This is a genomic window from Bdellovibrio bacteriovorus (genome assembly GCF_001592745.1).
In the GTDB taxonomy this organism is placed as follows: Bacteria; Bdellovibrionota; Bdellovibrionia; order Bdellovibrionales; family Bdellovibrionaceae; genus Bdellovibrio; species Bdellovibrio bacteriovorus_B.
This window is the reverse complement of the sequence record NZ_LUKD01000001.1, coordinates 255,522-282,316: the sequence shown is the minus strand read 5'-3', so window position 1 is coordinate 282,316 and position 26,795 is coordinate 255,522. Positions and strand designations below refer to the sequence as shown.

Sequence of the window (26,795 nt, the reverse complement as noted above, 5' to 3'; positions counted from 1 at the left end):
TAGAATAGGAAAACCGGGAGTAGTCAAGTGAACAGAATCGACAGATACACAACATGGCTGTTTTGGGGATATTTCCTGGGTGGTCTTTTAGTGTTTTTGACGATCTTCACCGCTGTCGACGCCATGTCCACGATGGTGAATTATAAGAATGTCGCTCCCTCGGCACTCTTGAATTACTATCTGTATTCGTTCCCTGAAATCATTTCGAAGCTTCTTCCGGTTGCCTGTTTGTTGGGCACAATCTTGACGCTTTCAAGTTTGAATAAGGCGAATGAACTCGTCGCGTTATTTGCGAGTGGAATGAGTCTTCTGCGTATTTCCGCGCCGATCCTTATCTGCGTCAGCTTTATTTCTGTTCTGGGTTATTACGCCTCGGATCGCCTGATTCCAAAAGCGACGAAAGAAAAGAACTACATTCTTTATTATGATCTGAAAAAAGAGCCGCATCGTTTTTCGACGATCAAAACTGATAAGATCTGGTACCGCTCTAAGAACTCGATCTTCAACATTCAGACTTTGAACGCCAAAGGGGACCGCGCCCAAGGCTTGACGATGTATTTCTTCAACGATGCTTGGGATCTGGTGCAGATGATCACATCTCGCGAAGTCATCATTCAGGGCTCGCAGTGGCTACTTGAAAACGGTGCCGTCACGGTCTTTACCAAGAACTCCAGTTTTCCTTTAACGACACAGTTTAAAAAGAAAAACATTGTCATGGCCGAGGACTCCAAAGACCTGCAAAGCGCGGGTCAGACGGCCGATATGATGTCGCAGGCAGAGCTAAAACACTTTATCGAAAAGAACAAAAACGCGGGCCTGGATACAGTGGCCTATGAGGTCGACTATCACGCCAAGGTCAGCTTTGCCTTTGCCGGCCTCGTCATGTGTCTTTTAGGCATCCCTTTCAGCGTCGGGCGAGCTCGTTCGGGTGGTACAATGCTGAATGTCGGGATCTGCTTAGGGCTGGTTTTCGCCTATTACGTGTTTTATTCGTCGGGAATCACTTTAGGGCAGCATGGGACTTTGCCTCCTTATGTGGCTTCATGGATGCCCAACATTGTCATGACGGTCGTGGCCTTGGTCCTTCTCAAAAGGCTGAAACGCTGATATAATGGGGGCCTCTCGGAGGTTCCTATGATCATGAAAATCCTCACATTCCCAGATCCGAAATTGCGTGAAGTTTCTAAACCTGTCACGGAGTTTGGTCCTGAGCTAAAAAAGCTTTCCGAGGATATGATCGAAACTATGTACGACGCGAACGGCATCGGACTTGCGGCTCCGCAAGTGGGTGAGTTGGTGCGTATGGTTGTTATCGACACTCGCCCTAAAGATGATAAAGGTCGTCGTTATAAGTACGAAGACATGACGGATCTTGAAAAAGCCGTTCCTCAACCGTTGATTCTAATCAATCCCGAAATTGTTAAAGGCGAAGGCAAAACAACTTTCGACGAAGGTTGCTTATCTATCCCTGGTTACTACGAAACTGTGGAGCGCTATAACTATATCGAAATGAAAGCTTTTGATTTGAATGGCAAAGAGTTCATCGTAAAAACTGATGGTCTTCTTGCGATCTGTATGCAGCACGAGCTGGATCACTTAGAGGGCACTCTTTTCGTCGATCACTTGAGCTTCGTTAAAGGCAATAAGATCAAAAACCAAATCAAAAAGTACGGCTACCCTGTGAAAGATAAAGCGGCGGACGCCGGCAGTGCTGGAGCGGATGCGAAAGCTGGAGCAGGACCAGGCAAAGAAAAGTTGGAAGTGTGAGTAAGGTCCGCGTCTGTTTTCTTGGAACCCCTGAATTTGCCGTGACCTCTTTGCAAGCTCTTCTGAAAGATGAGCACTTTGAGGTCGTCGGAGTTGTCACTCAACCTGATCGTCCCGCAGGACGTAAATTGCAACTGACACCAAGTCCGGTGAAGGTTTTAGCTCAAGCCCACAATTTAAAAGTTATTTCTCCTGAATCCTTAAAAGCGGACGCCGCTGCTGTTGCAGAAATTGCTAGCTGGGGAGCAGAAGTTGGTGTTGTCGTCGCCTTCGGGCAAATTCTGACACAAAATTTTTTAGATTCTTTTCGTTTTGGCTGCGTGAATGTTCACGGATCTGTTTTGCCGCGATGGCGGGGAGCGGCTCCCATTCAACGTGCGATTGAAGCGGGCGATCTTGAAAGTGGCGTGACTCTACAAAAGATGGTGAAGAAGCTCGATGCTGGAGACATCATCGGCATTCGTCGCGTGAAGATCACTCCCGAAATGAATGCATTAGAACTTCACGATAAACTTGCAGAGTTGGGTGCGGATCTTTTGCGTGTGGAGCTGATGGATTATGTGCGTGGCAACTTAGCGCCCACGCCGCAAGATGAGTCGCAAGTCACCATTGCTAAAAAAATTGAAAAGCATGAATCGCAGGTGGACTGGAATCTTTCTGCAAAAGCGATTGACGGGAAAATTCGTGGTTTCGTTTACGGGCCGGGAGTTTTCACTTTGCTTCAAGGTAAAAAATTGAAACTGCATAAAGCGGTTCCCGTTAGTGGACCGGTGAGTGCAGAGCCAGGAAGTATCACGACAGTCAATGCAGATCACTTGTCGGTGGCGACAGGTGATGGCATTTTAAAAATATACGAAGTTCAGCCAGAGTCTCGCAATCGCATGAAGGTGGCGGACTTCTTAAAAGGTCATGATCTTAAAGTAGGAGACAAGCTCGGTGTCTAAGATGGTCGCTCCCTCTATTTTGTCAGCGGATTTTGCGAATCTTGAAAAAGAAATCAAGGCCGTTGCCGAAGCGGGGGCGGACTGGATTCACGTGGATGTGATGGACGGGCGCTTTGTTCCCAATATCACGATCGGTATTCCGGTTGTTAAGTCTTTGAAGAAAGTGTCTCCACTTCCCCTGGATGTTCACTTGATGATCGAAGAGCCCGAGCGCTACGTCGAAGATTTTATTAAGGCGGGTAGTGATTATTTAACCATTCACGTGGAAGCTACCAAAGATCCTGTTGCGGTTCTTCGCCGCATTCGTGAATTGGGTGCTAAACCTGGCATCACTTTGCGACCCAAAACTTCGTTAGCGACTGTTCTTCCGCTTTTGCCATTGTGTGATCTTGTATTAGTGATGACGGTAGAACCTGGTTTTGGTGGTCAGTCTTTCATGCACGACCAAATCGAAAAAATTTCGAAGCTGCGCCAGGAAATCAACGCAAAAAAATTGAATTGTCTTATTGAAGTCGATGGTGGCATCAACGCAGAAACCGCAAAGCTTTGCCACGAAGCCGATGTGTTTGTGGCAGGTAGTTACGTTTTTAGTAAAGACTATAAGACGGCAATTGCATCTTTAAAGTAAACCTTCCTTCGGAATATCAAAATAAAAAAATAAATCTAAATCGCGGCGGAAGAAATGGCGCGGGTAAACTGTTATTTTATAAGTTCACAAACGGTGATCCGTTTTCCAAATAAACTGCGCCTTTCTTTTCTTCCATCGCAATCAAGCTATGTCCCACACGCTTTGCTACCGAAGGTGTCAGCAAAGTCAGGGCTTTTTCAATATCGACAAATTTATGATCGCGAAGCTCGTAAGGGTCTAAGCGAATGCTTTGTGCTTGCACCTCTGTCAGCTCTTTGGCGGTGAAAAGGAATTGGATGTATTCGCCTTTGACGTCTTTGTTTGAAATATAATCGACAGAAATAAGATCGCGGGGATCAATGGCGATCGACAGCTCTTCGCGGACTTCGCGATGCAATCCTTCGAGGGGAGATTCTTCACCTTCGACAGTGCCTCCAGGCAAAATCCATCCCGGATTATAAGTTGGCTGCACTATCAACAAATCCCCCTTATAGAAAAGCAGTACGCCCGCGCCAATACGCTTTTTGGGCAGGGAGGCATAGAACTCTTTGTCATCCTTGAAGGTTCGTAACATAAGCGTTTCCCCTGGACTGGTTTTTCAACCAGAAGAACTCTTAGAAGGTCGTGTACGCAGTGGAAGTGTCATTGACCTCTGTAAAGAGTCCTTTCAAAATTTTAGACGAATCCTAAGTGTTTTGGATTACAAAAGGAGAATTTTATGAAAAAGCTCATGGCAGTCTTTGCTTTGATTCTAGGCTTTACAAGCGTGTCGCACGCCGATCTTTTAGTGGAGCCATATCTTGGCTATGAGATGGGTAAAACTAAAGATCCAGATGGTAAATTGGATGGTACTCAACTAGGGCTTCGTTTGGCTTACAAAACGCCAATTATGTTCTGGGCGGGACTTGATTACACTTTAGGAGTCAGCGCGGAATCAAAACCAGATGCTGGCGCGAATGAAGATGCAAAAAGAAGTACAGCTTATGGTGTTGTCGGTATCGATTTCCCAATCTTAGTGAGAGCTTGGGTTGGATATGGTTTCTTGAATGAAATCAAACTTGAAGATTCTGGTAAACTTAAAGGTTCTAACTACAAAGTGGGTGTCGCATTCACAGGCTTGCCATTCATTTCATTGAATCTTGAGTACTTAAATGAAACTTTCACAGAGCTTGATGGTAATGATTTGGCAACTGATGCAAAGAACGACTCTTACGTTCTTTCAGTCTCTTTACCTCTTGAGTTCTAATAAAAATCTAGAAGCAAAACTAAAAAGGAGTTGGTCAACCAACTCCTTTTTTTATTTTGAACAACTTCCAGGCGCGGGCACCCAAACACAGCCTAAGTACTTCGAACAGCCACGAGTCCCACGGGGGTAAAGCCATTTTAACGACTTCCGCAAAGGAACTGTTTCCGTTTAAGGAAACATTCAAAGACGCCGTACTGCCCAACCCCAAAAAGCACCAAATTACGCAAGGCGCAAACCACACAGAAAGTACCTAAACTAGAGTCCTTGCGCTAGGATGCGGTTCGTTTTTAAGGGAGTCAGTTCTATGCAAATTAACGGTGAAAACATCACTTTAGAAAACCTTTACCAAATCGCGACCACACCTAGCATGAAGGTGGAGTTGGCAGCCAGCGGTAGAGCGGCGATGCAAAAATCTCGTTCGTATATTGAAGGCCGCATTTCTAGTGGTGAAGTGATGTACGGAGTGAACACAGGTTTTGGTGCCTTTTCTTCCGTTCGTATCTCTGACGCTGAAATTGAGCAGTTGCAAAGAAATCTGATTCGTTCCCACTCAGTGGGTGTCGGCACTCCGTTCACGAAAAAAGAAACGCGTGCGATGATGGTTCTTCGTGCCAATGCTTTGGCTAAAGGTCACAGCGGTATCCGCCCGCTGGTCGTAGATAAAATCCTTGAGTTCCTCAACAACGACATCATCCCGGTAGTGCCTTCACAAGGCTCCGTAGGGGCGAGTGGTGACTTAGCCCCGCTTTCTCACTTAGCACTAACAATCATCGGCGAAGGTTTGGCGTGGGGTAAAGACGGTCAAGCCGTCGACGTCCGTGAATTGTTGAAAGAAAAAAACATCGAGCCTTTAGAGTTGAAAGCTAAAGAAGGTCTTTCAATGATCAACGGCTGTCAGGTGATGACGTCTGTCGGTCTTCTTTCATTGTGGGAAGCACGCCGTTTATTGTGGCTTGCGGATATCGCAGGCGCGATGTCTTTAGAAGGCCTTCGTGGCACACGCAAAGCTTTTGATCCCTTGATCTCGGCCACTCGTCCTCATCCAGGCGAAGCGAAAACAGCGCGCAACCTGATGAAAATTTTGGGCGAGACCAGCCAGATTTCTGAAAGTCATTCCATCAACGACCCTCGCGTACAAGATGCTTATTCACTTCGTTGTATGCCAGCAGTTCATGGGGCCGCTAAAGATGCTCTTCGTTATGTTGTTAAAGTTTTGGAAACTGAAGCCAACTCTTCAACAGACAATCCGTTGGTATTCGCCGATGAAAACAAAGTTCTTTCATGCGGCAACTTCCACGGAATGCCTGTGGCGCATGCGATGGACTTTGCCGGTATCGCCATTTCTTCTCAAGCCAGCATCAGTGAGTGCCGTATTTCTAAAATGATCTCAACTCAGATGAGTGAGCTTCCCGCGTTCTTAACTCCGAACGGTGGTTTGAACTCAGGTCACATGATTGTGCAAGTGGCGGCGGCTTCCTTGGTCAGCGAAAATAAAGTTTTGGCGCATCCTGCATCGGTGGATTCCATCCCGACTTCAGCGGAAAAAGAAGACCACGTATCAATGGGCACGATCGCCGCAAGAAAGTTCGCGCAAATTCTAAGAAACGCAGAACATGTTGTTGCTATGGAGCTGTTGTCGGCATGTCAGGCTATTGACATGTTAGCGCCACTTCAACCGAATGCGGCCGTGAAGGCTGTGTTTGATCACATTCGTAAAACAGTTCCATACGCTAAAGAAGATCGTATCTTCTACAAAGACATCGAAGCTATTAAAGCGATGATGCTTTCAAACGAGCTAGTGACTGTGGCTGAAAAAGCCGTCGGTCCGATGGAATGGTAATTTAATTTTTTATTTGGCACCTTTTGGAGGGAAAATGTCTCGTGTTGTAAAGGCTCCTACAGGAAATAAAATGGTTTGTAAGGGCTGGTTGCAAGAAGCTGCTTACAGAATGATTCAAAACAATTTGGATCCAGTGGTGGCAGAGCGTCCGGAAGATCTGGTTGTTTACGGTGGTATTGGTAAAGCCGCTCGTAACTGGGAAAGCTTTGATAAAATTCTTGAAGCTTTAAAAAATCTAGAAAACGACGAAACACTTTTGGTTCAATCGGGTAAGCCGATTGGAATCTTGAAAACTCATGAAGATGCTCCACGCGTTCTTCTTGCAAACTCGAACCTTGTACCGAAGTGGGCGACATGGGAACACTTCAATGAGCTCGATAAAAAAGGTCTGATGATGTACGGTCAGATGACGGCGGGTTCGTGGATCTACATCGGAACTCAAGGTATCATCCAGGGAACTTACGAATCATTCGTTGAAGCCGGTCGCCAACATTTTGGCGGAAACCTTAAAGGCCGTGTGATTTTGACGGCAGGCCTAGGTGGTATGGGTGGAGCGCAACCTCTTGCCGGTGTTTTTGCAGGTGCCACAGTTTTGGCCGTCGAAATTGATCCTACTCGTATTCAAAAACGTCTTGAAACAAAATACGTCGACGAAGTCGCTACAGATCTTGATGATGCTTTAGCACGCGTGAAAAAATACACAGCGTCTGGTGAAGCAAAATCCATCGCTCTTCTGGGCAATATGGCGACCGTTATTCATCAAATGATTGAAAAAGGTTTTACTCCGGATCTTTTGACAGACCAAACTTCAGCACATGATCCATTGGTGGGTTATATTCCTGAAGGTTGCACGGTCGAGACAGCGAAGGAATTCCGTGAGCGCGATCAAAAAGCTTATTTAGACGCAGCCTATGCTTCAATGGCAAAACATGTTCGCGGTATGCTGGCGATGAAAGATAAAGGGGCCGTGACTTTTGATTACGGTAACAACCTTCGTGCGCGCGCTTACGAAGCAGGTGTGACGAATGCCTTTGATTATCCTGGATTCGTACCTGCATTCATCCGCCCTCTATTCTGTAAAGGCAGTGGTCCTTTCCGCTGGGTGGCTTTGTCCGGCGATCCTAACGATATCAAAGTGACAGACGATGCGATGAGAAAGCTTTTCCCTCACAAGAAAGACCTACTTCGTTGGTTGGATATGGCTGAAGAGCGTATTGCGTTCCAAGGTCTGCCGGCGCGTATCTGCTGGCTTGAATACGGCGAGCGCGCTAAAGCGGGCTTGATGTTCAATCAGCTTGTGGCGGAAGGAAAAGTGAAAGCGCCGATCGTGATTGGTCGTGATCACTTGGATTGCGGTTCTGTCGCAAGTCCAAACCGTGAAACAGAAGCGATGAAAGATGGATCTGATGCCGTGAGTGACTGGGCTCTTCTGAATGCCCTTGTAAATACTGCTTGCGGAGCAACGTGGGTGAGCTTGCATCACGGCGGTGGCGTGGGCATGGGATATAGTCAACACGCAGGACAAGTTATCGTGGCCGACGGAACTGAAAAAGCCGCTCGTCGTTTAGAGCGCGTTCTCACTGCCGATCCAGCAATGGGCGTCTTCAGGCACTTGGATGCGGGCTATGAGCTTGCAAAAGAAGTCGCTGAAGAGCGCGGTGTGAAAAGTCTTTGGTTATAAATATGAAAGAGCCTTCTGATAAGAAGGCTCTTTTTCTTTCAATCTTTAGTCAGTGCTATCGTCTTCCTGCGGGATTGACAGCATTCGGTTGTGAAACAGATCTTTGTCTTTCGCGAAAATCGCCACTTCCTTTTCTTGAAAGTTTCATCTTTGGCTGCGCTGTTAAACCTTCTTCAAGTTCACGTGCAGGTTCGCGCGGAGAATCCATTGTGGTTTCAACTCCGGCTTTAGCGCGAGACTTCTTAGGTGATGCGGGAGGGGCTTTTTGAGTCGCGCGACTTTTTTTCATTTCCATTTTTGTTTGGGCTAGCTTTGGCGCTTTTTTAGTTTTCGCAGAAGCGGATTTTGCTTTTTTACGAGAACCTGTTTTCTTCTTTGCCGCCGCCGTAGCCGATCTTCTTTTTTGTGCCATGACTACTCCTTGGTTTACTGCAGTATTACGGAAGACCTTCATTTAACAAAGTTTCAGAAATGACATCTGTAGGTCGACATTGAAAAGGCCTGTCATAAGACTTATTGCGGGTCGGGTCATTGCAGCGTTTACTGAAATGGCCGTGCTTACGGTGCATCCGACAACAAAAGTACGGCGTACTTCACGGAGGCTCGTTTATGCAACATCTTGGTGTTAAGAAGAACGGTAAGAATTCGAAGTTGATTTTGGGTTTCTTCTTCCTCTTACTCTTAAGCATCTTTAATTTAGATGCGAAAGCGGCTCCCGACTTAGTGCGGGTTGGTAACCTTAAGTTCGCTCACTACGGCGCTATCAGTTATCTTTCCGAGTATTGCCATAAGTATAATTTAAATGTCCAAGAGCGGGTCTTCGCCAAGGGATTGGATATCGTTCCAGCCATTATTGCCGGTGAAATTGATGTGGCGGCCAGTGCGGCCGATGCCGCGATTGCGGGAAGAGCCGGGGGGGCACCCGTCTTTGCCGTTGCGGGTTTTTCTAAGGGAGGGGCCCGTATCGTGGTCGCTAAAGATTCCGGTATCAAAACAGTAAAAGATCTTAAAGGCAAAAAAGTCGGAGTCGCTCGCGGGGGAGCCCAAGAACTCTTACTTTATGCGGAACTAGCTAAGCACAATCTGACGTGGTCCGATCAACCCGGTAAAGATGTGCAAATTGTCTTCATGGCTTTTGCAGATTTAAATCAAGCTCTTCAATCTAAAAATATCATGGCGATGTCCCAAAGCGAACCGCAGTCTTCACAAGCTATTAACAAAGGCTTCGGCGTGGAACTTTTAAAGCCCTATGACACCGCGATGGGAGAGCCGATTCGTACCATGGTGATGACCGAAAAAATGTACAAAGAAAAAAGACCCGTAGCTGAAAGATTCATGAAGTGTTTTGTCGAGGCGACGAAACTTTTCATTGATAAACCCGAGATCGCCGAAAAGTTTGTCATTCAAAAAATGTTCAAAGGTCAAATCACTTCGCAGGATTTCAAAGATGCCATGGATAATGCGGATTACACTTACGACTTAACTGTCGAACACATGCAGATCACAACGGACATGATGGCAAAATACGGAGTGGGTCGTATGAAGAACCCTCCGAAGGCGGCGGACTGGGTGAAGTTAGATCTGTTGGCGGATGCAAAAAAAGCCGTCGGTGTTAAATAGCAGGAGATCATTTTGAAGAATTGGTCCTCATCTTTAAAGGGTATTTGGGTTCCTTTTTTGGTCGTCGCCCTTTGGGAGTTGGTGGTGCGTGCCGGATGGGTGAATCCTCAGGTCTTGCCTGCACCCTCATCTGTTCTTATCAAGTGGTATGAATACCTCTTACCCTATGAACCTTACGATCCCGCCAAAGAGTCATACTTCTCCTGGATGTTTTCCGGAGAACTCATTCGCGATTTGATCTCAAGCACCTACCGCGTGGCGGTGGGTTTTTTGATTGGGGCTGGCTTGGCTTTGCCATTGGGTCTGATGATGGGGGCAAGCACTCACGTGTATGATTATCTGAATCCTTTGATTCAAGTGTTAAGACCGATTCCCCCAATCGCGTATATTCCGCTGGCGATTTTGTGGTTCGGTCTTGGTGATCCACCGGCTGTCTTTCTGATTGCTCTGGGCGCTTTCTTTCCTGTCTTGATGAATACAATTGTCGGGGTGCGCGCGGTGGACAGCATTTATATTCGCGCTGCCAAAAACTTGGGGGCTACTCCCGGAGTCATGTTTATGAAAGTGATTTTACCAGCAGCAATGCCTTACATCTTAAGCGGCGTGCGTATTGGTATTGGAACAGGATTTATCTGTATGATCGTGGCCGAAATGATCGCGGTGAATAATGGTTTAGGCTATCGTATCTTGGAAGCTCGGGAATTCTTTTGGTCTGATAAAATTATCGCCGGTATGTTCTCTATCGGTCTTTTGGGGTTAGCCATCGACTCTGCTGTTAGCAAACTAAATAATTATCTTCTACGCTGGCATCGGGGGCTTGAATGAGCAAGGCGGCCCACATTGAAATCGAGCACGTTCATAAAGTCTTTAAAGGTGATGGCGGAGATGTCGTCGCCTTAAAAGATATCACCTTCGATATCCAACCCGGAGAGTTTGTGTGCCTGCTCGGTCCTTCCGGCTGCGGTAAGAGCACACTGCTTAATGCGATTGCGGGCTTCTCGTTACCGACCGAGGGACAAATCAAAGTCGAACAAAAATTGATTGCCGAACCCGGCCCGGACCGCGGCATGGTCTTTCAAGAATATGCGCTCTTTCCCTGGATGACGGTCGAAGAAAACATTGTCTTCGGTCTGAAGATTCGTAAAGAAAATCCAGATAAAATTACTAAGAAGCTGGATGATCTTTTAAGAATTTTAAAACTGACCGATTTTAAAAAACGTTTCCCCAAAGACCTTTCAGGAGGAATGAGGCAACGTGTGGCCATCGCAAGAGTCCTTGCCTTGGATTCTCCGATCATGCTGATGGATGAACCTTTCGGGGCTTTAGATGCCCTCACTCGGCGCAGTCTTCAAGATGAGCTTTTAAAAATTTGGAGTGAGTTTAAAAAGACCATCGTCTTTGTCACACACTCTATTGAAGAGTCCATTTATCTGGCAGATAGAATCATTGTGATGAGCTATCGCCCAGGAACAGTGAAGCGTGATATTCATGTGGGAATTCAGAGGCCCCGCAATCCCGCATCGCCGGAATTCAATGCTCTTAAAAAAGAACTGTCTGAACTTGTTATGGCAGAACAGAATCGTTTTGAAGAGGCGCAGCTGCGTGCGACGACCGGAGATTAGTCATCCTGCAAGGCGCGGGTGTTGATTTTGCCGCGAGACAGGCGAAGAACTTTGTGGCGCGCCCAACGCACAACATAACCCAGAAGCGAAAACGCAAATCCAAATCCCAACGTTGTCGCCGTTGAGATCAAACCTAAATGCAAAAAGTCTTTCATCGAAGGTGCTTCGGAATAAGAAAGTTTCAGCGAATTGCGAATTAGAAGGGGAAGAATGTATCCCAGGGTTACCAGCAAAGAATTTTCAATGATGTGCAGGAATTTCTTCGCTGCAAATCCGTGGATTAAAAACAGCAGACATAAGAAGTTGACCGAGTCGCCAAACACATTCCAACCAAACGCTTGATAAAGCAAAACGGTCGAGCCTGAAAAGAAAAGTACATAGTAAGTCCACAGGCTTCTAGAATGTAAAAAGGACTGCGAGTTTGGCATAGATCAAAGACCCTCTAACATTTACTCTATCAGAGGGGCTGTGATTTGAAATACTGTGACAGCAACTTAATGCGGTCCTAGACCAAGGAAGGTCCTAAGGACATTGGCAGGCGCGCAGACGGCAGGAAAGTACTTTTCCGTGATTGTCGTACTGGAATTCAAAGGCACGCTGGTCGTGCATTTCAAGGCTGACACTCGATCCATCTTTAAGATCTAATTTTGATTTTACTTCATGCTTTGTCACGGTTCCTTGAGCGAGCAAGGATTCGACAGTTTCATCGCTTTTCAACGGAAGACGTTCGGGATACCCTTCGGCATCCAATTTGAAATAGCGGATTTCTTTTTTATCCGCAGAGTTCGTGTTGTCAGCGGCAATCACGTGAACGCGACGAAGAGTTCCGTCTTTCAATGTCAGATGATAATTCTCAACGGCGATTTCTTCGCGAGCTACACCCACACTTTTTTGCAAGTACTCAAGCAAAGCTTCGGGTGTTGCAATAGCTTGGGCTGCAATTTCAGGAGCACAAGCTTTCAAAGACGCTAGGAAGTTGTCCTGTTGAGGTAAACTGTTCGCCGATTCGTCGCTGGCGTTGCGGTCAAGAAATGAAGAGTCAACCCCCGTCTCTGGAGTCGGTTGGGCCGCAGGCGTTTCGGCTGGCGTGCCCATCGCTTCGATGTGCGTTCCGTTGCCGTTTTGTTTTTCGTGAAAAAGAATGTGTAAGAAATAATAATCTGCAAGGACGCCTAAGATGAATAACACCAGCGCCCACAGAATCCATACTTTAAGAGTGATCGGTTTCATAGTTCCTATCTAGTTGTTTGAAAGATCCGGACTCCAAGAATCCCACGATTGACATGATCTTGCACGCTGCGAAGGTCCACGCGCTTCGCCCCAGCGATACTCAAGGTCATCGTGCGGATTATTGGAAATGAGGCCTGCAAACATGCGTCGCTTGAACTCAGCCAAATCCATTTTGCGCCCCGGGTAATATTCAGTAACGCAAACTGAGGCGCTGCTAACACCTAAAGATGTCATTTTAGAAGCTTCGTAAGCCGCACTTTGCTGGATGAACGGGAAGATTTTATTCAATTGCTGAACAGAGGCCGCACTCAGTTGATTGCCACCATTGATTTGCAAGATCTCGCGGTAAGCGCGACGCAAAGACATCATGTCGTCAAAAATGCGTTGATCACGATTTGGCGTCGAGTAGTTGTCGTAAGTTGCGTAGTTCATGCAGCGCGGATTCTTTTTGATGTAGTCGATACCTTCGCGCGCATAGTTCACGCGGTCTGTAAAGCCCACGCAAATAGTTTTCAACATACGTGCGACCATTTGATCGTCCGTTTCTTGACGAAGTGCCAAGCGGTTTTGCACGTAACGAACCCATTTGTTCAATGGAATGCGGTACTGTTCTTCGCTGTAACCTGGAACTTGCCACACGGGGATATTCAAAGCAGAAGCCGGTCTCCAAGCGCGGAAACCTGCGTGTCCGGAAGCTGCGTATTCTCCCTCGAAAACCCATTCAGGATTTGGCCAAGATTGACGTTCTTGCAAACCCAAACCCGTCGTTGCACCCACAACAGAGTTGTAAACTAGGTGAGGCACACCGATAGGCAAGATCTCTTTCACGGTCCATGAGTGATGATTTTTCTTCGTCGTTAAAATCAACGAACCGGAGCGAATCACATTGCGGTTGATGGCGACAGGGTAAGTGTCATTCGGAAGAGAGCGAGTGCTCATCGTTTCATAGATGAACCACAAGAAATTGCGCACGCGGTTGGTCTCGCTTTGACCATCCCAACGGCTCATCTTATTAGAGATCGTTCTTCCGGAAGATGTCGGATCTTGAGCGACGAAAGGCAGACGATTTTCATACGCAAAGATAATACGCATTGAATAAACCGTATCGGCACAATCGACTTTCAATCCATAATAAGGATTGCTTTGACCATTGGGTAAAGTGCGACGAGAGAAGAAGTCTGTGCGCCATTCAGTGCGCACCCATTCTGCATAACGATCTTCCCAAGCAGAAGACCAATCGTTGACGGACGTCCAAACGGCCGCAGACGCAGAAAAACTAGCAAGAAAAGTCGTTGTTACTAATAGTAGACGAAACATGACACCATCCTTAGAAGTGTTACACGGTGGCAGGGGTATATTGCGGCGAAGTAAGGATCAATGAATAATTTTTACTGCGTCGCGTGCCCTGTCGAATTTTCCAATGCAAGGCGTTAACATCCGTGTCCTATGCATAGAAACCCGCTTAAATTAGCACTCGTCCTACTGTTAGGACTTTCGTCGTGCCAGTCAAAAGAAGATCCGATGACCCGAGAAAAAGCACTTTCTAGGGGATTTTCTTTGTTGGATGACGGACGCACGGATGAGGCCATTTCTTACTTCGCGGAGCTATCGGCAAAAGATCCGCACTATCACGTGAAGCTGGCTTTGGCCTCAGCCTATGCGGCGCGGGCCGGGGTGAAGATCGAAAAGATTTATTCTTTTGTCGCCGTTAAAGAAATTCCCCAGATAGAAATCGCGCACTCGAAGACTTCAGAACCGACAACGGGACTTTTAAATGTGCTTCGCCAGATGTCTGCGCATTGGGAAAAAGTGCCAGAGCTTTCTTCCGCTCCTAGGGAAGATATATCGCGCGCGCTGCAAGTTCTTCATGACGTCACAGAGCCAGGAGCTGCGTTGTATTCCGCCACCTTAAGAATTGTGTATATCAAGTCCCTAGTGAGCGAAGGTCTGCGGAACTATCTCATCACCACGCAAGGTCAAGTGTGCACCGAAGAGTTACGACCCTTCTTTGCATGGTCGTTAAATATTTTAGATGTTGTGAAGTTGTTAGTGAAGGATGTGCAGAAATCCTTTCCTGAAAGACAAAAAGATTGTGAGCAGCTTCAAAACGACATTGAGAGAATAAAATCGGAAGCCTTAGCCAAGCCGTGGCCGCGGGAGACAGTATGCTTCTAAGGCTGATCTTATTTTTACTTTTCATTTCTTGTTTGGCTTCAGCAAATACGCTGCCATCCACCTTGCGTGATGGATCGACTCGTTTCTTGGCGCGTTCATTGGGCAGTTCTTGTTACACGATGGATAGCGTTCAAAAAGGTCTGCCGTGCAATCCTGCCGCTATCGCCAAAGATCGCGCCCGTCGATTCGATGCTGATATTTTCATGGGAAGCAATCTTGAGTACATCAAAGAAGCGGAAGATCTTTTGAAGGGCAAAGAGGACGAAGCCGCCGTTGCGAAGTTCTTTTCTCGCCGAGAAAATATTGAGGGAGAGTTTTCTTTTGAAGCCTCTTTTCAAGCTCCGAAATGGGGCGTGTCTTTTGAACCTTATCGCATCGTTGCCATATCGCGTATGGAAAATCCTTCTTTGCCGATGATTGATTTGCTTATAGCCGAAGAGCAAAGCGTGAAAGGACAGGCGGGAACTTATTTGTACGAGAATCTTTATGCGGGTATTCAGGTGCGCTACACGCATGTGCGATTTATCGGACAGTATTTCGCTTTGAGCGAAGCTTTTGCTGGAAACTCTCAAGAAATACTTGCTTCAGAAACACAAGAACTGGTGTACGTCGAACCGGGCCTTCTTTATGCCTGGGAAGATTTAGCTTGGCAGCCTCAGATTTCAGCGATGCTAAGTCAATGGGGCTTTTCGGATAGAAAAACCGAAGAGTATCCGATCAAACCTGAAGGGCTTCTTGGCGCTTCTATGAAACCCCTGGTGCCATTAGGTCTTTTCGAACTGGGTGTGCAGTTTCATCTGCATTCAGAAACTGAAAATGCGCGGGATGCTTTTCGTGTGGCGGCGGCTTACGAGTTGGGTATCCTTCATGCGGTGGCTAGTGTGTCAGAGTACGATCATTCTGCCGGCTTTCTTTTAACATTTAAAAACTTCACCAGTGGTTTAACGTACTGGAGCGAAAAAGTCAGTCGAGGCGTCTTTATTCAGATGGGAATCACGCTATGAAGCTGAGTCTCTTTTTGCTCATTCTTCTTTTAAGCCCATTGAAATCATTTTCTGAAGACGGACATTATGACGGTCCCGTTCAATGGAACGAATTTCGTAAACATGTTTTAGAAGAAGAAAAAGCTCAGGAGTTAAAAGGCTTAAGTTACATGATTTCAGGCGCGGTGGCGGCTGTCGGTGGAACGGTAGGATACTTTCACTCTGAAGAGATTTTCAGTCAGACACTTTTTGCAATCACGTCAAATGTGGGGCTGGCTGCGATCGGTGTTGGGGCCAGTTACTATTGGGCAGGAAGTGAGACCTCGTCTTTCTATTATGCCTTAGAGGGCTCATCACTTTCACTCGCACAAAAGAACGAAGTGCTGCAAAGATATCTTTTGAAACAAAACGAATTGCGGGAAAATCGCCGTTGGATTCGAGTCGCGACTCATGCTTTGATTGCGGCTGTGAATATTTATAGCGCCAGTCAATCCGAAGACGAAGACATGCGCGGTCTTTTTTATTTTTTAGGCGGGGCGAACGCCGTCCTGGCTATCTCTTACAGTTTCTAAATTTCACCGTCTCAAAATTAGAACTCTTCAAGAATTGTGGAAGCATCTAGACTTTCGTACCTTTAGTTTTGCTTTGAATAAACAGATAAGAAGCTGATGCACTATCAAAAAGGAGAGTAGGGTGAAGCAATCAAGGACATCCTTCTGGCTTTACACGTTTTGTTGTTTTACTTGCTTTGCAGTTTTCGGCTGGTACGGCTTGTATTACAGACCTGACGGGAGCGACTTCGCCTCTTCAGCAGAAGAGACAGTCATTCAGAAAATCAATTTGGCGAATCAGTCCGTTTCAACGATGACGGCTTCTCAAGAAGACATGACTTGTAACTGTCAATTTGGCGGCACACCTAATATTTTGAGCTTTGAAAAGCCTGAAGATTGCGGCAAAGACCGTAACTATCTTCAAGATAAATTCGAAGCTTTCAAAAAAGCAGATCCTCAAGGATTGTTTTCTGGAACTCGTGATTATTCTAAGACTGCAGAAGTTCTGCCTCGCAAATGCGCGCTTTATATCATGAGACGCTTCTGGAAAGACCGTGCGTTGACTCCAGAAGAAAAAAGGGAAGCCGACATTGCTTACAATCGCACCAAAGGTCCTACAGAACAACGTGAAGTGAAGGACGTTAAGGATTATAAGCATGATCCGCATTTATTTTCTAAGTGTGATAATGACCCTGAAGGTAAACCGGAGCGCTACGGGCACAAAGCCTGCGTGACAGAAGATTACGTTAACTTGGTTTATAACTCTTTGATTGATGTGGCTGACTGTCTTGATGTGCCTGCGAAATTCATTGCACCCAAACTTTCAAATGAAAGTGGTTTGCACGTGAACGCGTTTGGTCTGGTGAATGACGGTGGTATTGGTCAATTCACGGATCAAGCACTTGTCGACGTTCAGCAAAACTATCCAAATTTCAAAGGTCGTATCACGAACAGCGAAAAAGAGTCTTGCAAACGCTTGATGAAGATTCCTGGCGCCGTTCCGAAGAATGCGGAAGATATCAAAGCCGATGACGCCAATCGCTGCCATGCGATTTCGTCTCCGCCAAATCCATTGCGCAGCCTTGTGTATTACGGAATCTTTTATCATGCGACAAAACGCAATGCGAACAATGCCTTTGCTCGTTCCAAAGACAATAAAGATCCGAACTTCAAAGGTGCTGAACAGTTGATGAAGGATGCAGGTATTGATAGCTTTGACAAAGAGACCATCAAAGAGATGCTGTTTGTTATGGCTTACAATTCAGGCCCGGGCCGCCCTGCGATGTTCTTCCGCGAGTGGTTGAAGTACCGTATTGCCACTTTGAAGAAGTATCCGATCACGAAAGCCGATTTCGATATGAACTATTGGTACGAGCCGGGTCAGGGTAAATTCAAAGCAGGTGAAGCGCGAGCAAAAGCCATCTCTAAAGGTGGTAAGCCTTTGACGTTGGCGCAATACTTGTTTGCTTACAAAGATTCTATTTACATCCCAGCAGTGAAAGCGCAAGCACGTGTGTTGGATAAAGGTTTAGGAGCAGGAACATGCACAGAACAAAAATTCTTAGAGCTTTAATTTCTGTTTCTCTTTTTACCGCAGGAACTCCGGTTGCTGCGGCGAAAGTGGATGTGTTTTCAGAGTTCAATAAGAAAGTAGCGGCTTTAGAAACAGAGTTAAAGAAAGAAAAAGACGTGAACAAACGTTTCGATGCTTTCTTGAAAAGCTATAAAGACTTAAGTGATTTGCGTGCAAAGAACCCACGTCAATCTGAAGAAAAGGAACTGAACATGAGCCTTTTCATGGAGTCTTTATCTTACATGCCAGATAAAAAAGAATTTCAGGCTAAAAAGTGCCCGGAGTATAAAAAAGAAGTGACGTCTATGATGAAGTCTTACGATAAGAGCCAAAAAGAGGCCTATGTTGATAAGGCATTCCAAGTCGTGGATCTTATCTGTAAGTAGAATCCTCTTACGGCAAATAAAAAAAGCACGGTGCTGAACCGTGCTTTTTTTGTTTTTAAAAATCCAATTTATTGGAGAATGTCTTTTCTAAAATATCTGTTCGGTTCGCAATCATGTTCCTGATATGTCATGGGCACGGAATACGTGCTGCCATCGACGCTGAAATGCGCAGACACTTTATGCGACTTAAAATCTCCAGCGAAAGTTTTTTCCGTCACTTCTGAGGAAGTGAAAGACCATCCGCTTACTTTGAATCCGTTCACATCTTGTTCGTCAGTCGTTCCCATGCAGGATTTTACTAATGGACCATGGTATTCACACTTCGCTCTCGGCCATTCAAAACGTAAAATCGTCGGAAGTTTGCTGACAACGTTCGCGCGTTTTGCAATAGTACCGAGGTCGTTCGGAGTGACGATACCGTCATAGACGGGACGGTACTGCGGACCATTGTGATTGAAAATTTCAACAATCACAGTGTCGGCAGCTTCGCGGACAACGAAGCTTGTAGATGGGAACTCTGTAACGCAAGCCATATCCATTTTGTTTGATGCGGCTGATGCAAGTGAAAAAAGAATAATACTGATGGTAAATAGACATTTCATTGTGGTTCCTCAAACGTTCTTAATTAAAAAAGTATCAGCATTTAGGCTTTCCCCACAGTCGAGATTGCTAAAAACGGGAAGTCATACGATAAAAATGTTGGAGGCGAGCATGAAAAGTATCTTTTTAGCGGCATTTACTTGGCTTTTAGTCTTGGATGCTTCGGCAGCGATCCGCCAAGAAGTTCCCATTCAGAGCCAACGCAGTCTTCGTCAGCAGGTGGATAGTTACGCCGAACTTCTGCAAAAAGAAGTCGTCAAAGCACGTAATAATAAAGAGCGATTCAGTTCCGTTCACCGCGTCTTGGGGCAAATTAAAACTCTTCGTGACAACAGCGCTCCGCAGGGAGCTTTAGATGAAGCGCATATGGATTTAATGGTGAGCGTGTTAGAAAGCCTGCCTCAGCAGAAAAATTTCAAGCGTCGCGACTGTTATAAATATGAAAACGATCTGGTCAGCCAGTTTGAGCCGACGGCGGAAGAGGCTCCGATTGAGCCCGCGGTTCGACCGGGTTGGGATGTGCTTCAGTCACTTTGTCGATAAAATAAAAAAGCCTTCAGGATCCCTGAAGGCTTTTTAGTTTTTAGAACCTCAAAAATTACATTTGTCTTGTGCGTTTTTCTACGCCCAAGGCGGCTTCGCGAACCGCTTCACTGAGTGTTGGATGCGCGTGGAAAGAGCGAGCTAGATCTTCACTGCTGCCGCCGAATTCCATACAGACAACCACTTCATGAATGAGCTCAGAAACACTTGGTCCGACCATGTGCGCGCCCAAAATACGATCTGTTTTCTTGTCAGCGATGATTTTTACAAATCCCTCTGTGAAGCCTTTCGCGCGAGCACGGCCATTCGCCATGAATGGGAATTTACCAACGTTGAATTCAATGCCTTTTTCTTTCAATTGCTCTTCTGTCAATCCGACAGCCGCGATTTCTGGGTGCGTGTAGATGACGCCAGGGACTGTGTTGTAATTCACGTGTCCAGCATGACCTGCTAGCATCTCTGCTAAAGCCACGCCTTCTTCTTCCGCTTTATGTGCTAGCATTGGGCCCGCAATTACGTCACCGATGGCATAGATGCCAGGAACATTTGTTTGGAAGTGTTTATCAACAACGATACGACCTTGAGGATCTTTTTGGATGCCCATTTCTTCACAACCCACACCGTTTGTGAATGGTTTACGGCCCGTCGCGACCAGAACGACGTCGGCTTTCATGGAAGATGTTTTACCATCCGTCAAAGATTCGTAAGTAACTTCAATGCCGTCATTCAATGCTTTTGACGCTGTCACTTTAGTCGAAAGAAGGAAACTCATGCCTTCTTTTTCTAAACCGCGTTTAAGCACATTCATGCAGTCTTGGTCCATTGTTCCACCAAGGCGATTGGCGTATTCGATCACTGTTACTTTAGCGCCCAAACGCTGCCATACAGAACCAAGTTCAAGACCGATCACACCACCGCCCACAACGATCATTGTTTTTGGAACTTGTGAAAGAACCAATGCGCCCGTGTTAGAGACGATGCGTTTTTCATCGAATTTCAAGAAAGGAAGCTCAACCGGTGCAGAGCCTGTCGCGATCACGATGTTCTTTGTTGTTAGAACTTGCGTGTTGCCGTCGTCCGCTTTCACTTCCACTTTACCCGGAGCGACGATTTTACCGAAGCCAGTGAATGGAGTGATTTTATTTTTCTTAAACAGGAAGTTAATTCCTTCCGTATTTTGTTTTACGACTTTGTCTTTACGAGCCAACATTGTTGGAAGATCTAAATCCACTTTAGAAACTTTAATACCGTGGGCAGCAAAATCATGTTGAGCGGCCACGTAGTGTTCAGAACTTTCAAGAAGAGCTTTGGAAGGAATGCAACCGACGTTTAAGCATGTACCACCAAAAGTTTTATCTTTTTCGATAACAGCTGTTTTTAAACCCAACTGTGCGGCACGAATCGCGCCTACATATCCACCGGGTCCAGAACCAATAACGATTAGATCAAATTGTGTCTCGCTCATAGAAGCATCCTTTAGTGAAAAGCACTTATGCTTTTATACGATATACTAGCAGAAGGGTCACCAAAGAATCATCGCATTACCCGGACCGTTGAAAAAGGCCCATCCGGCTGCGTTGTCGGGCCCCTTCCGCCTTGCGGCTGGACCTTTTTGAACGGTCCTAGTGTTTTGGGTTTTGGGTGGGGGATTATTGTTGTTTTTTGTAGACGAGGCTATAGCTGCTTGTGGAGCGGTTTGTTGTGTTATGCCATAGGTCTGTGGGGCGATTTGATGGCCTTATTATTTTCGATAAATGAGGTTGGTGTTTAAAGAGTTGGGTCTTCGGGATTCTGAAGTTCCGTCGCGATCGGTGGATCTATAGCCGAATCTGAGATCGCCGGTTTTGCGTCCTATGTAGGGATTGTCTGTCGTTGCTACATCGAACAGGTCATAGTTTTTGTTTCCTGTGGATCCTATGGTCTTTCCATCGCAGGTCTGACCCATGATGTCCTTTGGTATATTGAGCTGCCAGTCCGTGAAACCACAGTAGGCGGATGTGTTAAGCGAAGTTTCTGCATCAACGGAGAGGGGCGTGACCGTCGCTAAAGAAAGTATCCAAGTAAGGTCTCCGGAATGGTCCAGCTTCGTGTTCGTGATACGAGTGATTTGAAACGTGCCGGTTTCATCAAGAGCTAAAAGCTTTGTCGTGCAGGTCGGGTCCGAGTAAGTGATGGTTTCCAACCTATAAGTGGCGTCCTCATTCATCAGAGCGTTGATTTTTGCGAAGACGGTTCCTTCGCTTTTGCAACCCGTTGTCCAATTTCCGTAAAGACTCTGAATCGAGCCGTATGTTGCCGTTGATAGTTCGCCAGTGCAACCTGCACAAGTCAGGGCGAAGAAACACAATGAAGATTGAAAAAGAGACTTCATGTCAGATAAATCGGATATTGTTTTATCTAACTATAAACAAATTTTGGTAAATAAAAAAAAGGCCCGGTTTGATACGGGCCTTTTTTTGGGTTTTTATTAGACTTCTAGTAGAAGTCTTTCTGGATCTTCGACAAGCTCCTTGATTTTTACAAGGAAGCTGACGGCTTCTTTCCCGTCGATGATTCTGTGGTCGTACGTTAATGCGACATACATCATAGGGCGGATTTCTACTTTTCCGTCGATCGCCATAGGGCGGTCTTGGATTTTGTGAAGTCCTAAGATAGCTGATTGCGGGTAGTTCAAGATCGGAGTTGAAAGCAGAGATCCGAACACGCCACCGTTTGTGATTGAGAAAGTCCCACCGCCTAAATCATTCGGAGTGATTTTTCCATCACGGCCTTTTGTAGCCAAATCACGGATGGCCATTTCAATTCCAGCTAATGAAAGAGTGTCAGCGTCTTTCACGTTGGGAACCATCAAGCCTTTTTCCGTCGATACCGCAATACCGATGTTGTAGTAATTGTGGTATTCGATATCAGAGCCTGTGATCCATGCATTCACGGCAGGGTAAGCCTTCAATGCTTCAACCGCGGCTTTTACGAAGAAGCCATTAAAGCCCAAGTTCAAGCCGTATTTTTCTTTGAACTTGTCTTTGTACTTCGCACGAAGCTCCATCACCTTCGTCATGTCGATTTCGTTGAAAGTCGTCAAAAGAGCGGCGGTGTTTTGCGCTTCTTTTAGTTTTTCAGCGATACGTTTGCGGATCGTCGTCATCGCTACAAGTTTTTTATCGCCTTGTTTTGAAGGACCACGAGCAGCCATCACATCCGCCGCAGAAACTTGCGGAGCTGCGGACTTAGCAGGGGCTGCTGCCGGAGCGGCTTTCGCTTGAGGTTGTACATCAAGAACATCACCCTTCGTCAAACGACCGTCTTTGCCAGTCCCTTGAACAGAAGAAGGATCTAGATTTTTTTCAGTTACAATTCTTTGCACAGCAGGGGAAAGGTGCGCTGACGCATCTTTGCCTGTGGAAGCTGCCTGTTGAGGAGCCGCTTGAGTTTGTGCTGGAGCTGATTCTGCTTTCGCAGGCTCTGCCGCTGCAGCACCCGCAGCTGGTTTTGCATCAGTATCCAAAGTAGCTACAGTCGCACCGATTTTTACCACGGCGCCAGCTTCGCTGCCTGGAAGAATAGTCAAGACACCGTCATTTTCAGCGACTACTTCAACACTGGCTTTGTCTGTTTCAAGCAGCATTAAAACATCGTTGCGTTTTACAAAGTCGCCGGATTTTTTTGTCCAGCTACCGATGGTTGCTTCTGTGATGGATTCCCCAACCGTAGGAACTTTAATCTCTTGTTTCATTTACAAAGTCCTAAACTGCGCCTTAGGCGCCAAAAATGGATTTAATAATTTCAGCCTGCTCAATCGCGTGACGGTATGTAGAGCCCGTCGCCGGAGAAGATCTCTCTGGACGGCCCGCATATTCAAAGCCCAGCTTCATGCCGGCTTTGCCAACCACATCGACAAACTTAAAGTACACATTCTGGAAAGCACCCATGTTTTTAGGTTCTTCTTGGGCCCAGATCAAAGTTTTTGCCTTTGGATAAGACTTCAAAACTTCAGTGACTTGTTTTGCAGGGAAAGGATAGATCTGCTCTAGTCGAACCAAAGCGATATTGTCCTTCTTCGTTTTTTCTCTTTCTTCTAACAACTCGTAGTAAAGTTTGCCGGAAACAAACACCACTGTATCCACTTTGGATTTATCAACAGTATCCGCAATCACTTCTTGGAATTGACCGTTTGCCAACTCTTCCAAAGTTGAAACCGCACGTGGGTGACGAAGTAAAGACTTCGGTGACATCACGACAAGTGGTTTGCGGAAATCACGGTGCATTTGACGGCGAAGAGCATGATAGATCTGCGCTGGAGTCGTCAAGTTGCACACTTGCAAATTGTTTTGCGCTGCCAGTTGCAAGAAACGCTCAAGACGAGCCGAAGAGTGCTCAGGTCCTTGACCTTCGTATCCGTGAGGCAGAAGCATCACAAGACCGCTCATTTGTTGCCATTTAGATTCGGCGGCCGCGATGTATTGGTCGATCACAATTTGGGCTCCGTTAACGAAGTCACCGAATTGCGCTTCCCACATAACTAGGGAACGAGGATCTTGGTTTGAGTAACCATATTCAAAACCAAGTACGCCGTATTCTGAAAGAATACTTTCAGCCACAAGCAGGTTGGCTTTCGGGTTTAGATCGGCAAGGGGGAAGTACGCCTTGCCTGTTTTGAAATCATACATACCCGCATGACGATGAGTGAAGGTGCCGCGCACGCAGTCTTCACCGGTCAAACGAACGCTGGAACCTTCGTGAAGAAGAGTTCCGTAAGCAAGAAGTTCACCCATACCCCAGTCGATAGGATCTTTTCCTGCGCCCATATTTTTACGGGTCTCAAGAAGTTTGATCAATTTAGGGTGAGGAGTGAAACCCTCTGGGAAAGAACCGATTTTTTCGCCGATCTTTTTCAGAGTGTTGATATCGAATTTTGTATTAGCTGGTTTTTCAAAGTCCGCGTCCGTCGCGCGACGAAGACCTTTCCAAGGGCCCTCGAATTTGAAGTTCTTAAGCTTCGGCGCTGTTTTCTTTGTTTCTTCAAAGATGGATTGCAAACGATCCATCGCTTTTTGGTAAAGATCGTCAATAAATTTTTGATCTAAGCTGCCTTCAGCGACAAGTTTTTTGCCGTAGATTTCACGCACTGTCTGGTGAGCTTTAATGAGCTCGTACATTTGCGGTTGAGTGAAAGCAGGTTCGTCACCTTCGTTGTGTCCGTACTTACGGTAACAGATCAAGTTGATAACAACGTCTTTGCCGAATTCTTGACGGTAGCGAAGAGCGATGTCCATCGCACGCACAGCACTTTCAACATCATCACCGTTCACATGAAGAACCGGTGTGAAAGTCATTTTCGCCGCATCAGAAGCATAGCGAGTAGAACGAGTATCAAAACCATTTGTTGTGAAACCAACTTGGTTGTCCAAGATCACGTGAATAGTTCCGCCGACAGTGTGAGATTTGACTCCCGCCATTTGCAAAACTTCTTGCACAATACCTTGGCCCGCGAAAGCCGCATCACCATGAATAAGAACAGGAACTACTTTTTTACGAGTGTTGTCACCCAACGCATCTTGAGCCGCGCGAGCCATACCGACAGCCACGGCATTCACAGTTTCTAAGTGGGAAGGGTTGTAAGCCATCGTCACTTTGCAAGTGCCGTTCGCTGTTTTCTTTTCAGAAACATAACCCAGGTGGTACTTCACGTCGCCATCAAAACCTTCCACAGGTTCTGCTAATTCAAGCGGTCCGTTGAAGTCACCGAAAACGTACTCTTCACCTTTACCGAAGAAGTTCACAAGAATATTCACGCGACCACGGTGAGCCATGCCGACGAAAACTTCTTGAACTTGCAGGCCTGTGCCTTTGTTCACCAAAGTGTCCATCATTGGAAGAATGGAATCTGCCCCTTCCACAGAGAAACGTTTTTTACCCACGTAACGTGTGTGCACGAATTTTTCTAAAGTCTCAGCCTTCGTCAAAGACGACAAAGCGTTTTTCTTATCGTCCAAAGAAAGCTTGCCAGCGTTCGCTGTTTCAAACTCTGTTTGCAACCATTGAACTTCTTTGGGAGAAGCGTCGGCGGCTTGCAACGCCAAAGTGCCGCAATAGATTTTTTTAAGTTGCGCGATAATGTCTGAAAGTGTTGCACCTTGTTTGCCGATCAAAGAGCCTACTTGGAATTTTGCAGACAAATCTTTTTCGCTCAAACCGAAGCGTTTCAAAGAAAGCAATTCGCTTTCTTTCGGAGCGTACAGAGGATTTAAGTTCGCTTCCGTGTGGCCTTCAGCGCGATAGGCTTGGATCAATTGAAAAACCGCGAGCTCTTTGTCGGACATTCCGAATTTGCCTTCTTGAGCAAACTCGACTCCCTCAAAAAAACTTCTCCACTCAACGGCAAGCGAATCCGGATTGGATTTGAAATCTGCGTAAAGCTGTTCAATGTATTCAAGGTTGGCGCGATTGATGCCACTGCTATTGTTCACGGTGTTTTCTCCACGTTTTAGACGCCTGCTAATTTTTCAAAATCTTGGGAGTTTGACACGCCTTAATGCGTGGCGATATCACAAGCTTTTGATGTAAAAGAAGGCCCTGCCATGATAGCTCTTTTTCTATGTAAATTGAAGGAGTTTAAACTGTGTATAAGTTAGTTCTAATTCGACACGGTGAGAGTGTGTGGAACCAAGAAAACCGTTTTACCGGATGGCAAGACGTAGATCTTTCAGAAAAAGGTCGAGCCGAAGCTCTAAAAGGCGGGAAAGCACTCAAAGATAGAGGCTTTAGCTTTGATATCGCTTACACAAGCATGCTCAAAAGAGCGATTAAAACTCTGAACTTCGTTTTGGATGAAGTGGATCAAGTGTGGCTTCCAGTACACAAAGACTGGCGTTTGAATGAGCGTCATTATGGAGCTCTGCAAGGTCTGAACAAAGCTGAAACCGCGGCTCGTCATGGTGAGGACCAAGTGAAAATTTGGAGACGTAGTTATGATGTTCCGCCTCCAGCAATGGATGTGAACGATCCTCGCCATCCTTCTCATGATCCGCGTTATAAAGATGTGGACCCAAAAATTCTGCCAAGCCAAGAGTCTTTGAAAGACACGGTCGCGCGTTTCTTGCCTTTGTGGAACAACACGATCGCTCCGACGATCAAATCGGGAAAGAATGTTTTGATCGTGGCGCATGGGAACAGTTTGCGTGCCTTGATGCAACATCTTGAAGGCATGACTCCGGATGAAATCATGGGAGTGAATATGCCAACGGGTATTCCTATGATGTACGAGTTGGACGCAAACTTTAAGGTCCTGAAGAAGGAATTCATCGGAGACCCTGAAGAAGTGAAAGCGGCCATCGAAGCCGTCGCTAACCAAGGGAAAGCCAAGTAGTTTCCCGGATCGAAACAGCGAGTGTTTCATAGTGAATCAC

Annotated in this window: 27 protein-coding genes; 17 read left to right on the top strand and 10 right to left on the bottom strand. The window is 46.2% G+C overall.

Features of this window, described 5'->3' with window-relative positions; translation table 11 throughout:
• The first annotated feature begins 27 nt into the window (after nucleotides 1–27).
• From lptG to rpe, 4 genes are read left to right on the top strand one after another with little or no spacing between them, the layout of a single operon-like run.
• Nucleotides 28–1,107, top strand: coding sequence for an LPS export ABC transporter permease LptG (lptG, locus tag AZI87_RS01315; RefSeq protein ID WP_063204646.1), 1,080 nt, complete (start codon nucleotides 28–30; stop codon nucleotides 1,105–1,107).
• A gap of 27 nt (nucleotides 1,108–1,134) precedes the next feature.
• Nucleotides 1,135–1,767 carry a peptide deformylase gene (def, locus tag AZI87_RS01310; protein WP_081112091.1) on the top strand — a complete coding sequence of 211 codons (633 nt, stop codon included), beginning with the start codon at nucleotides 1,135–1,137 and terminating at the stop codon, nucleotides 1,765–1,767.
• Entirely contained in the window at nucleotides 1,764–2,711 is a 948-nt protein-coding gene (fmt, locus tag AZI87_RS01305) for a methionyl-tRNA formyltransferase (RefSeq protein ID WP_063204645.1), read from the top strand. The genes def and fmt overlap by 4 nt, the downstream gene beginning before the upstream one ends.
• Before the next feature lies 1 nt (nucleotide 2,712).
• Nucleotides 2,713–3,339, top strand: a complete 627-nt coding sequence (gene rpe / locus AZI87_RS01300) for a ribulose-phosphate 3-epimerase (protein ID WP_063204644.1) — start codon at nucleotides 2,713–2,715, stop codon at nucleotides 3,337–3,339.
• 76 nt (nucleotides 3,340–3,415) lie between these two features.
• Here the strand turns inward: rpe and AZI87_RS01295 are convergent, their stop codons facing one another.
• Complete coding sequence (locus AZI87_RS01295) at nucleotides 3,416–3,913, bottom strand: NUDIX domain-containing protein (protein WP_063204643.1); 498 nt, start codon at nucleotides 3,911–3,913, stop codon at nucleotides 3,416–3,418.
• 144 nt (nucleotides 3,914–4,057) lie between these two features.
• Here AZI87_RS01295 and AZI87_RS01290 point away from each other — a divergent pair, with 144 nt between their 5' ends.
• From AZI87_RS01290 to hutU, 3 genes are all read left to right on the top strand, one after another.
• Nucleotides 4,058–4,585 carry an outer membrane beta-barrel protein gene (locus tag AZI87_RS01290; RefSeq protein ID WP_063204642.1) on the top strand — a complete coding sequence of 176 codons (528 nt, stop codon included), beginning with the start codon at nucleotides 4,058–4,060 and terminating at the stop codon, nucleotides 4,583–4,585.
• Between the two features lie 304 nt (nucleotides 4,586–4,889).
• Nucleotides 4,890–6,425, top strand: coding sequence for a histidine ammonia-lyase (gene hutH, locus AZI87_RS01285; RefSeq protein ID WP_063204641.1), 1,536 nt, complete (start codon nucleotides 4,890–4,892; stop codon nucleotides 6,423–6,425).
• Nucleotides 6,426–6,459: 34 nt separating this feature from the next.
• Nucleotides 6,460–8,106 (top strand): urocanate hydratase, encoded by a 1,647-nt coding sequence (gene hutU / locus AZI87_RS01280; RefSeq protein ID WP_063204640.1) that lies wholly within the window; start codon nucleotides 6,460–6,462, stop codon nucleotides 8,104–8,106.
• 55 nt (nucleotides 8,107–8,161) lie between these two features.
• On the opposite strand, the gene AZI87_RS01275 is transcribed toward hutU, so the two are convergent.
• Nucleotides 8,162–8,518, bottom strand: a complete 357-nt coding sequence (locus AZI87_RS01275) for a hypothetical protein (RefSeq protein ID WP_063204639.1) — start codon at nucleotides 8,516–8,518, stop codon at nucleotides 8,162–8,164.
• Nucleotides 8,519–8,715: 197 nt separating this feature from the next.
• Here AZI87_RS01275 and AZI87_RS01270 point away from each other — a divergent pair, with 197 nt between their 5' ends.
• From AZI87_RS01270 to AZI87_RS01260, 3 genes are read left to right on the top strand one after another with little or no spacing between them, the layout of a single operon-like run.
• Complete coding sequence (locus AZI87_RS01270; protein ID WP_063204638.1) at nucleotides 8,716–9,726, top strand: ABC transporter substrate-binding protein; 1,011 nt, start codon at nucleotides 8,716–8,718, stop codon at nucleotides 9,724–9,726.
• Nucleotides 9,727–9,732: 6 nt separating this feature from the next.
• On the top strand, nucleotides 9,733–10,551 hold the full coding sequence (locus AZI87_RS01265) for an ABC transporter permease (protein ID WP_063204637.1): 819 nt from the start codon (nucleotides 9,733–9,735) through the stop codon (nucleotides 10,549–10,551).
• Nucleotides 10,548–11,348, top strand: a complete 801-nt coding sequence (locus AZI87_RS01260; protein ID WP_063204636.1) for an ABC transporter ATP-binding protein — start codon at nucleotides 10,548–10,550, stop codon at nucleotides 11,346–11,348. Before AZI87_RS01265 ends, AZI87_RS01260 begins: the two co-directional genes overlap by 4 nt.
• Here the strand turns inward: AZI87_RS01260 and AZI87_RS01255 are convergent.
• The 3 genes from AZI87_RS01255 to AZI87_RS01245 all read right to left on the bottom strand — a co-directional run bounded on the left by AZI87_RS01255 (nucleotide 11,345) and on the right by AZI87_RS01245 (nucleotide 13,895).
• Entirely contained in the window at nucleotides 11,345–11,776 is a 432-nt protein-coding gene (locus AZI87_RS01255) for a hypothetical protein (protein WP_063204635.1), read from the bottom strand. The genes AZI87_RS01260 and AZI87_RS01255 overlap by 4 nt on opposite strands.
• 94 nt (nucleotides 11,777–11,870) lie before the next feature.
• The gene (locus tag AZI87_RS01250; RefSeq protein ID WP_063204634.1) at nucleotides 11,871–12,578 is read right to left on the bottom strand and encodes a hypothetical protein; all 708 of its coding nucleotides are present in this window, start codon (nucleotides 12,576–12,578) and stop codon (nucleotides 11,871–11,873) included.
• A gap of 9 nt (nucleotides 12,579–12,587) precedes the next feature.
• On the bottom strand, nucleotides 12,588–13,895 hold the full coding sequence (locus tag AZI87_RS01245; RefSeq protein ID WP_063204633.1) for a hypothetical protein: 1,308 nt from the start codon (nucleotides 13,893–13,895) through the stop codon (nucleotides 12,588–12,590).
• Between the two features lie 204 nt (nucleotides 13,896–14,099).
• Here AZI87_RS01245 and AZI87_RS01240 point away from each other — a divergent pair, with 204 nt between their 5' ends.
• The 5 genes from AZI87_RS01240 (at nucleotide 14,100) to AZI87_RS01220 (ending at nucleotide 18,246) form a co-directional block, all read left to right on the top strand.
• Complete coding sequence (locus tag AZI87_RS01240; RefSeq protein ID WP_063204632.1) at nucleotides 14,100–14,753, top strand: hypothetical protein; 654 nt, start codon at nucleotides 14,100–14,102, stop codon at nucleotides 14,751–14,753.
• On the top strand, nucleotides 14,744–15,757 hold the full coding sequence (locus AZI87_RS01235) for a hypothetical protein (protein ID WP_063204631.1): 1,014 nt from the start codon (nucleotides 14,744–14,746) through the stop codon (nucleotides 15,755–15,757). The genes AZI87_RS01240 and AZI87_RS01235 overlap by 10 nt, the downstream gene beginning before the upstream one ends.
• Entirely contained in the window at nucleotides 15,754–16,308 is a 555-nt protein-coding gene (locus tag AZI87_RS01230) for a hypothetical protein (RefSeq protein WP_063204630.1), read from the top strand. The genes AZI87_RS01235 and AZI87_RS01230 overlap by 4 nt, the downstream gene beginning before the upstream one ends.
• A gap of 121 nt (nucleotides 16,309–16,429) precedes the next feature.
• Nucleotides 16,430–17,860, top strand: a complete 1,431-nt coding sequence (locus tag AZI87_RS01225) for a hypothetical protein (protein WP_063204629.1) — start codon at nucleotides 16,430–16,432, stop codon at nucleotides 17,858–17,860.
• Nucleotides 17,830–18,246: a hypothetical protein gene (locus AZI87_RS01220; RefSeq protein WP_063204628.1), complete on the top strand. Its 417-nt coding sequence runs from the start codon at nucleotides 17,830–17,832 to the stop codon at nucleotides 18,244–18,246. The genes AZI87_RS01225 and AZI87_RS01220 overlap by 31 nt, the downstream gene beginning before the upstream one ends.
• Before the next feature lie 68 nt (nucleotides 18,247–18,314).
• On the opposite strand, the gene AZI87_RS01215 is transcribed toward AZI87_RS01220, so the two are convergent.
• Nucleotides 18,315–18,848 (bottom strand): hypothetical protein, encoded by a 534-nt coding sequence (locus AZI87_RS01215; protein WP_063204627.1) that lies wholly within the window; start codon nucleotides 18,846–18,848, stop codon nucleotides 18,315–18,317.
• 109 nt (nucleotides 18,849–18,957) lie between these two features.
• On the opposite strand from AZI87_RS01215, the gene AZI87_RS01210 reads away from it, so the two are divergent.
• Nucleotides 18,958–19,389 (top strand): hypothetical protein, encoded by a 432-nt coding sequence (locus tag AZI87_RS01210; RefSeq protein WP_253696312.1) that lies wholly within the window; start codon nucleotides 18,958–18,960, stop codon nucleotides 19,387–19,389.
• A 55-nt stretch (nucleotides 19,390–19,444) separates the two neighbouring features.
• Here AZI87_RS01210 and lpdA read toward each other — a convergent pair whose 3' ends face one another.
• The 4 genes from lpdA to AZI87_RS01190 all read right to left on the bottom strand — a co-directional run bounded on the left by lpdA (nucleotide 19,445) and on the right by AZI87_RS01190 (nucleotide 25,856).
• Nucleotides 19,445–20,854, bottom strand: a complete 1,410-nt coding sequence (gene lpdA, locus AZI87_RS01205) for a dihydrolipoyl dehydrogenase (RefSeq protein ID WP_063204626.1) — start codon at nucleotides 20,852–20,854, stop codon at nucleotides 19,445–19,447.
• Between the two features lie 276 nt (nucleotides 20,855–21,130).
• Nucleotides 21,131–21,760 (bottom strand): hypothetical protein, encoded by a 630-nt coding sequence (locus AZI87_RS01200; RefSeq protein ID WP_063204625.1) that lies wholly within the window; start codon nucleotides 21,758–21,760, stop codon nucleotides 21,131–21,133.
• A gap of 96 nt (nucleotides 21,761–21,856) precedes the next feature.
• Nucleotides 21,857–23,122 carry a 2-oxoglutarate dehydrogenase complex dihydrolipoyllysine-residue succinyltransferase gene (gene odhB, locus AZI87_RS01195; RefSeq protein ID WP_063204624.1) on the bottom strand — a complete coding sequence of 422 codons (1,266 nt, stop codon included), beginning with the start codon at nucleotides 23,120–23,122 and terminating at the stop codon, nucleotides 21,857–21,859.
• 22 nt (nucleotides 23,123–23,144) lie between these two features.
• A complete protein-coding gene (locus AZI87_RS01190; protein WP_063204623.1) occupies nucleotides 23,145–25,856 on the bottom strand; it encodes a 2-oxoglutarate dehydrogenase E1 component in 2,712 nt (903 codons plus the stop codon).
• A gap of 152 nt (nucleotides 25,857–26,008) precedes the next feature.
• On the opposite strand from AZI87_RS01190, the gene gpmA reads away from it, so the two are divergent.
• Complete coding sequence (gene gpmA, locus AZI87_RS01185; protein WP_063204622.1) at nucleotides 26,009–26,755, top strand: 2,3-diphosphoglycerate-dependent phosphoglycerate mutase; 747 nt, start codon at nucleotides 26,009–26,011, stop codon at nucleotides 26,753–26,755.
• Nucleotides 26,756–26,795 lie beyond the last annotated feature (40 nt).

Bases quoted from the DNA above. Each gene is read 5' to 3' on its own strand.
- hutH (WP_063204641.1), top strand. From the start codon at position 4,890: ATGCAAATTAACGGTGAAAACATCACTTTAGAAAACCTTTACCAAATC.
- hutU (WP_063204640.1), top strand. From the start codon at position 6,460: ATGTCTCGTGTTGTAAAGGCTCCTACAGGAAATAAAATGGTTTGTAAG.
- AZI87_RS01270 (WP_063204638.1), top strand. From the start codon at position 8,716: ATGCAACATCTTGGTGTTAAGAAGAACGGTAAGAATTCGAAGTTGATT.
- rpe (WP_063204644.1), top strand. From the start codon at position 2,713: ATGGTCGCTCCCTCTATTTTGTCAGCGGATTTTGCGAATCTTGAAAAA.
- AZI87_RS01275 (WP_063204639.1), bottom strand. From the start codon at position 8,518: ATGGCACAAAAAAGAAGATCGGCTACGGCGGCGGCAAAGAAGAAAACA.
- AZI87_RS01210 (WP_253696312.1), top strand. From the start codon at position 18,958: ATGAAAAGTATCTTTTTAGCGGCATTTACTTGGCTTTTAGTCTTGGAT.
- AZI87_RS01245 (WP_063204633.1), bottom strand. From the start codon at position 13,895: ATGTTTCGTCTACTATTAGTAACAACGACTTTTCTTGCTAGTTTTTCT.
- AZI87_RS01240 (WP_063204632.1), top strand. From the start codon at position 14,100: ATGACCCGAGAAAAAGCACTTTCTAGGGGATTTTCTTTGTTGGATGAC.
- AZI87_RS01295 (WP_063204643.1), bottom strand. From the start codon at position 3,913: ATGTTACGAACCTTCAAGGATGACAAAGAGTTCTATGCCTCCCTGCCC.
- AZI87_RS01220 (WP_063204628.1), top strand. From the start codon at position 17,830: ATGCACAGAACAAAAATTCTTAGAGCTTTAATTTCTGTTTCTCTTTTT.
- AZI87_RS01250 (WP_063204634.1), bottom strand. From the start codon at position 12,578: ATGAAACCGATCACTCTTAAAGTATGGATTCTGTGGGCGCTGGTGTTA.
- AZI87_RS01200 (WP_063204625.1), bottom strand. From the start codon at position 21,760: ATGAAGTCTCTTTTTCAATCTTCATTGTGTTTCTTCGCCCTGACTTGT.
- def (WP_081112091.1), top strand. From the start codon at position 1,135: ATGATCATGAAAATCCTCACATTCCCAGATCCGAAATTGCGTGAAGTT.
- AZI87_RS01230 (WP_063204630.1), top strand. From the start codon at position 15,754: ATGAAGCTGAGTCTCTTTTTGCTCATTCTTCTTTTAAGCCCATTGAAA.
- odhB (WP_063204624.1), bottom strand. From the start codon at position 23,122: ATGAAACAAGAGATTAAAGTTCCTACGGTTGGGGAATCCATCACAGAA.
- AZI87_RS01215 (WP_063204627.1), bottom strand. From the start codon at position 18,848: ATGAAATGTCTATTTACCATCAGTATTATTCTTTTTTCACTTGCATCA.
- lpdA (WP_063204626.1), bottom strand. From the start codon at position 20,854: ATGAGCGAGACACAATTTGATCTAATCGTTATTGGTTCTGGACCCGGT.
- AZI87_RS01260 (WP_063204636.1), top strand. From the start codon at position 10,548: ATGAGCAAGGCGGCCCACATTGAAATCGAGCACGTTCATAAAGTCTTT.
- AZI87_RS01235 (WP_063204631.1), top strand. From the start codon at position 14,744: ATGCTTCTAAGGCTGATCTTATTTTTACTTTTCATTTCTTGTTTGGCT.
- AZI87_RS01255 (WP_063204635.1), bottom strand. From the start codon at position 11,776: ATGCCAAACTCGCAGTCCTTTTTACATTCTAGAAGCCTGTGGACTTAC.
- AZI87_RS01290 (WP_063204642.1), top strand. From the start codon at position 4,058: ATGAAAAAGCTCATGGCAGTCTTTGCTTTGATTCTAGGCTTTACAAGC.